The following is a 3,754-nucleotide window of genomic DNA, read 5'->3' as shown; positions in this document are numbered from 1 at the left end:
TTCTTTCAACACCCGTTGAGTAATCTCTTGTGTCTACCTCAATGGCATTTTTATCTATGTTGAGTCCCCAATCTGCAATAGGTCCTAATTTTGGACTCAGTCCAAATAATGGAATCAAATAATCTGTATCAATAGTAATTTCTTCTTTGCTCTTATTTTCAAGTTTAACTGAATTAAGGTGGCCATTGCCCCCAAGCTCTTTAAGATTTGCGGATAGGATAAGGTCTATTTTACCCTCATTTGCAAGATTAAAAACTTTCGCTGCTGAATCAGGAGCCCCCCTGAAGGTTTCATTTCTATGTACCAATGTTACTCGCTCTGCTACTTTTGAAAGGTAAATAGCCCAATCGAGTGCAGAATCGCCTCCACCGGCTAAAACCACTTTTTTATCACGGAAAGCTTCAGGGTTTTTCACCATATAGGTAACTCCTTTTCCTTCGAAGTGATCCAATTTGTCCAAAGCAGGTTTTCTAGGTTCAAATACACCAAGTCCCCCTGCTATTACAATAACTTTTGCATGAACTTTTGTTTTGTCATTGGTAGTAACTACAAAAGAACCGTCAGTTTGCTTAGCCAGATGATCTACGCGTTCACCAAGTGTGAAAGTAGGTTTAAAAGGTTTGATTTGCTCCATCAGGTTATCTACCAATTCCTGTGCTTTGACTTCCGGATATCCGGGAATGTCGTAGATAGGTTTTTGAGGGTATATTTCAGAAAGCTGTCCGCCCACCTGAGGAAGGTAGTCAATCAAATGACAACGCATCTTGAGAAGGCCCGCTTCAAATACTGAGAATAGACCTACTGGTCCAGCTCCAATGATACAAATGTCGGTAGTAATCATGATGTAGATATTTAAGAATGAAACCTCTCCGGTGTTAAATTGTTCGTGCAAATATAATTAGTATGACAAGTAATTTAAAGGCTATTTAAAAATACTATTCGAGATTATTATAAATAGTATTTAGAATTCTTTTAAATTCCAGAAAATCAGATTCATCTAAGTTTTCCCAAGCCTTTTCTCTAATGGAAGAAATTTTGGGTTTGAGTGCTTTGACTTTATCCTTTCCTGCTGTGGTCAGTACCAGTTGAAAGCTTCTCCTATCCAGTGGATGAGGAAGTCTTTCGACATAGTTTTTTTTGGTGAGAATATCTATTATTCGCGTAAGGGTAGGTTGGTCTTTGAATACCAAAGCCGCAAGTTCAGATTGACTCAGAAGCTCATTTTCTGATAGATTTTTCATTACTAGCCATTGGTCTACAGTAATGTCAAAATCACTCAGCTTAAATTTCTGTTGGGCATATTGTTTTACCCTCCTGGCAGTGCGGTCCAACAAAAATGAATACTTACTGAATTGTTCTTGTGTCATACAAATAATTAGTACAACAAATATAAGAACTATTTTTATTGAAAAACAATAGTCTATAAAATCTATAGGGAATACAATGATTAATTAGAACCCAAGCCGTCTTTTCTATAGATCAGGTTGCCTTCTTTGTCCCATTCGGCCCGGATGTAGGGTCTGAAATCTTTGGAAAAGGGAACCTCTTGATATTGTACTTCTCTTTTTCGGATTGTTTTGGATTTAGAATCCCAGTATTCTGTCCATAGCCCCACCTTTTCTCCGTAGCGGTATTCACCAGTAACTGCGATTTGGCCATCTTCATAAAAGTGAAAAAAGTTACCCTCTTTAAGATCGTATTCTATAGGTGTGAGTTTTTCAATTTTGTTTTCATCTCTGTTGTAATAACTTACTCGGGAGTCTTTTGGCCAACCCTCAGAAAAATGAAGTTTATCTTGTAAGACGTGCTTGTCATTGAATGAAAGCCATGTGCCATGTTTTTTTCCAAAGTAAAAGTGGCCTTCTTCGATGAGTTTGTCATCGATTACCTTTTCATAGGGACCATGTAATAGGTATCCCCTTGTTTGATCAAAATCTTTAGATCTGATCATTTTTTCTTTGGTATCATACCAGTGAATGTCCCTTATATAAGGGTCTGCTTTTTTTTGTTCTGTGGTATAAAAGAAAAAAACATAAGTAACCTGATTTCTCAATGTGTTCTTTAGTCTTCCTTTTTTAGTTTTTACTCCGTAAAAAATATTTTTCTTTTTCTTCTTCTTACTCTTTTTCTTTTTTTCCTTTTTCTCATTGTCATCAAAAAGCAATAAAGGCAAGGAAGTAGGCTGTAATTTGTCAGAAATCACACCTGTTGAATCCGGATCAGATTCAATTTCAGCCTTTTTCTCTTTTTGGGCGATTGCTGATAAAGAAATTAAAGAAAATATAAATAGCAGCGTGAAATACTTCATGTTATTGAAACGCAGTGAGGTTTCAGTTATTTTGATGCAAAGTTACAAATAGAGAATCAAAATTCACTTACACTTAGAATTAATCATTGTTATCCGTATTTTTGACAAAATCTATTAAACCAACCATAAAATGACGAATATATTATCAGATCGGATTAACCAAATGGAAGAATCAGCCACCTTGGCTATGGCTAAAAAAGCAAGAGAACTAAAGGGGCAAGGGATTGATATTATCAGTTTGAGTCTTGGAGAACCCGATTTCAAAACGCCAAAACATATTCAGGAAGCGGCCAAGTCAGCCATAGATGAAGGGAAATATTTTTCTTACCCACCTGTGGCGGGTTATCAGGATTTAAGAGAAGCTATTGCCAAGAAGCTTAGAGAGGTCAATCACATTGAAGATGCTAAAGCGGAAAACATAGTGGTCTCTACCGGGGCAAAGCATTCTATAGCGAATGTTTTCATGTGTATGCTCAATGAAGGTGATGAAGTGGTGATTTTTTCCCCGTATTGGGTTAGTTATGCTGAAATAATAAAATTGGCAGGAGGTATACCTGTCTTGATTGAAGGTAATTTGGAAAATAACTTCAAAGCTACAGCCAAACAACTTGAAGAAGCGCTTACGGACAAGACCAAAGCAATTATTTATTCATCGCCTTGCAATCCAACAGGGTCTGTATTTAGCAAAGAGGAATTGGAAGCAATTGCAGAAGTGATTAGAAAGAGGGAAAATCTTTATGTAATCGCAGATGAGATATACGAACTGATCAACTTTACCGGAAAGCATGCCAGTATTGCATCTTTCCCCGGTATGTTTGAAAGGACTATTACCGTTAATGGTTTCTCCAAAGGATATGCCATGACAGGATGGAGGGTTGGGTATATATGCGCCCCTTTATTTATTGCCAAAGCATGTGAAAAAATGCAGGGACAATTCACCTCTGGAGGTACAGGGATAGCCCAAAGAGCGGCATTGGCAGCCATCAGTGGAGACCATGGCCCATCAGAAGAGATGGAAAAGGCATATTTGAAAAGAAGGGAATTGTTACTGGGTTTATTACGCGATATCCCAGGGATCAAAACCCATGTGCCTGAGGGAGCTTTCTACTTTTTCCCAGATGTGACTGCATTTTTTGGAAAATCGACAAGTGAGTATAAGATTGCTAATGCAGACGATTTTTGCTTGTATATATTGGAAAAAGCAAATGTTTCTTTGGTAACTGGTGCCGCATTTGGAGCACCAGATTGTGTCAGGCTTTCTTATGCAGCCTCAGAAATTGAATTGATAGAAGCAATGAAAAGGATTAAGGAAGCTTTATCGCTTTTAGTCTAAATTTTTAAGCTTACTTATGTACATTTAAGATTGGTGGGGCAACCCACCTTTTTTTTTAATTAAAAACAAAAAAAAGTATCCAAGAGCCGTATTTATAAGTGGTTTTTCCTTTT

4 protein-coding genes are annotated in these 3,754 nt (G+C 37.2%); 1 reads left to right on the top strand and 3 read right to left on the bottom strand.

The genetic code is table 11. From position 1 onward, the window contains the following. The 3 genes from EA341_RS07720 to EA341_RS07710 all read right to left on the bottom strand — a co-directional run. Window positions 1–841: NAD(P)/FAD-dependent oxidoreductase (locus EA341_RS07720; protein ID WP_293012747.1), on the bottom strand; the 841-nt coding region annotated here is incomplete at its 3' end. Window positions 842–935: 94 nt separating this feature from the next. Beyond that, window positions 936–1,367 (bottom strand): MarR family winged helix-turn-helix transcriptional regulator, encoded by a 432-nt coding sequence (locus tag EA341_RS07715; protein ID WP_293012746.1) that lies wholly within the window; start codon window positions 1,365–1,367, stop codon window positions 936–938. 80 nt (window positions 1,368–1,447) lie between these two features. After that, window positions 1,448–2,308 (bottom strand): hypothetical protein, encoded by an 861-nt coding sequence (locus tag EA341_RS07710; RefSeq protein ID WP_293012745.1) that lies wholly within the window; start codon window positions 2,306–2,308, stop codon window positions 1,448–1,450. A gap of 130 nt (window positions 2,309–2,438) precedes the next feature. Between EA341_RS07710 and EA341_RS07705 the strand changes: the two genes are divergently transcribed. Next, entirely contained in the window at window positions 2,439–3,641 is a 1,203-nt protein-coding gene (locus EA341_RS07705) for a pyridoxal phosphate-dependent aminotransferase (RefSeq protein WP_293012744.1), read from the top strand. Window positions 3,642–3,754 lie beyond the last annotated feature (113 nt).

It is taken from the genome of Mongoliibacter sp. (assembly GCF_007692705.1).
Classification (GTDB): domain Bacteria; phylum Bacteroidota; class Bacteroidia; order Cytophagales; family Cyclobacteriaceae; genus Mongoliibacter.
The sequence above is the reverse complement of the archived record's forward strand: the minus strand, read 5'-3'. Positions and strand labels throughout refer to the sequence as shown.

Coding starts and splice junctions, on each gene's coding strand:
- EA341_RS07715 (WP_293012746.1), bottom strand. CDS start 1,367: ATGACACAAGAACAATTCAGTAAGTATTCATTTTTGTTGGACCGCACT.
- EA341_RS07710 (WP_293012745.1), bottom strand. CDS start 2,308: ATGAAGTATTTCACGCTGCTATTTATATTTTCTTTAATTTCTTTATCA.
- EA341_RS07705 (WP_293012744.1), top strand. CDS start 2,439: ATGACGAATATATTATCAGATCGGATTAACCAAATGGAAGAATCAGCC.